Genomic DNA, 1,820 nt, shown 5'->3' with positions numbered 1-1,820 from the left:
CGCTGGCGCGGCGGGCGTCTCCTGCTTGCCGCAGGCGGCCAGCAACAGGAGCGAGGCGAACAGGGACACGGGCAACAGCACGGAGACGGCACGACGACGGACGGAAGCAGAGCGCATGGGAGCAGAACCTTTGCGGAGTGCACGATGGGAGGAGCAGGCCGCGCGAGCGGCGTGTACGGAACGGCGGAAAGCGGTCATTGCGTGCGTCGGTGCTGGGCCTCCGTCAGCAGGTGGGCGAGTTCGGCATTGCCGCGTTGCTGGGCCAGCGCCGCCGGGGTCTTGCCGTCGGCGTCGCGCGCATCGGCGCTGGCGCCGGCGGCGAGCAGGCGCCGCGCGCTGTCCTCGCGCCCCGCAGCGGCGGCCAGCATCAACGGCGTGACGCCGGCGCGGTTGGCACGGTCGGCTTCGGCACCGCGCTTGAGCAGCAGATCGAGGATCTTCGGGTCGTTGCGCGCCACCGCGAACATCACCGGGGTGAAGCCGGCCGGGTTGGCACGGCGCACGCTGGCACCCGCGGTGAGCAATGCCTGTACCAGGTCGGCGTCGGCGTATGAGATGGCCAGGTCCAGCGGCGTCCAGCCGTCGGCGGACACCGCCTCGACCTTGGCGCCATGCGCCAGCAATTGCGCGGCGCTCTTGCCGTCGTTGGACCAGGCCGCCTTCATCAACGGCGTCCAGCCATTGCTGTCGCGGTTTTCGACCTTGGCGCCGGCGGCCAGCAGCTCGCCGACCAGCAGCGGCGCCTGGTTGCGGATCGCCTGCTGCAGCGGCGGCTCGCCGAGCAGGTTGGGCTTGTCGGCGCTGGCGCCATGCCGCAGCAGCCAGGCCACGCGCACGCCATCGCCGGCGTCCAGCGCATGCGCCAGTTCCTCGTTGGGATCGGCACCGCCGGCGATGCGCAACTGCAATTGCGCCAGCATGTCCGACGAGGCCTGCGCGCTCGGCGTATCGTCCTGGTCGTCGGGCACCGCGTAGGAGCCGTGCGAGCGCAGATCGCCGGCGACGATGCAATCGGCGCAGTCCACCAGCGGCACGTGATACTCGCGCAGGATCGCGCCGATCTTGCCGGCGCTGCGCTGCATCGCCGCGTTCAGCGCATCGCGCAGTGCCGCGTTCTTGCGCGACACCGCCCACGCCATCGAATACTCCAGCACCTCGTTGTCGATGACGTTCAGCGGCACCACGCCCAGACCGCCGCGCGCGGCGTAGTAGCCAGCCACCGGCCCCCAGGATTCGGCGGCATCGAGCTTGCCGGCGGCGACCTGCTCGGCGAGCTTGCCGGGATGTTCCTGCGGCGCACTCGCCGAATCGTAGAACAGGTACTGCACCTCGCCCTGCACGCCATGGTCGAACAGCGCCTGCCGCGCCGGCGAACTCTGGAACACACCGACCTTTAGCTTCTTCAGTGCCGGATCGTCCAGCGACGCCGGGTGCAGGTCCAGGCCCTTGCGGGTGACCAGCACGTAGGTGGAGCGATACAGCGGGCGCGTGGGCAGGCCCATTTCGAAATCGCTGTTCATGTCCATCAGCACGTCGCAGCGCCCGGCGTTGATCGTGCTGCGCGCCAGGCCGCGCTGGTAGTAGCTGCGCCACTCGTACTCCAGGCGCCGGCCCATCTCCGCGGCCACCACCTGGGCGATCTTGTTCTGGAAGCCCTCGCCTGCACGATCGGACAACGGCATGTTGCCGGGATCGGCACAGACCCGCAGCACCGGCGCATCGGCCGGCAGCGTCGTGGCGGGCGCGGCGGATGCCGGTGCCGCAACGGCGGGCGGGGCAGCAGGAGCGCGAGCCGTCGCGGACGACGGCTCGCGCGTACA

General features: G+C 70.7%; 1 protein-coding gene. It reads right to left on the bottom strand.

Going from position 1 to position 1,820, the window contains the following annotated elements; translation table 11 throughout:
• Positions 1-194: 194 nt before the first annotated feature.
• A partial coding sequence (locus D183_RS0117800; RefSeq protein WP_026144608.1) for a quinoprotein dehydrogenase-associated putative ABC transporter substrate-binding protein occupies positions 195-1,820 on the bottom strand: 1,626 nt, incomplete at its 5' end.

The organism is Xanthomonas sp. SHU 199, assembly GCF_000364665.1.
GTDB lineage: Bacteria > Pseudomonadota > Gammaproteobacteria > Xanthomonadales > Xanthomonadaceae > Xanthomonas_A > Xanthomonas_A sontii.
This window is presented reverse-complemented; position numbering and strand designations above follow the sequence as displayed.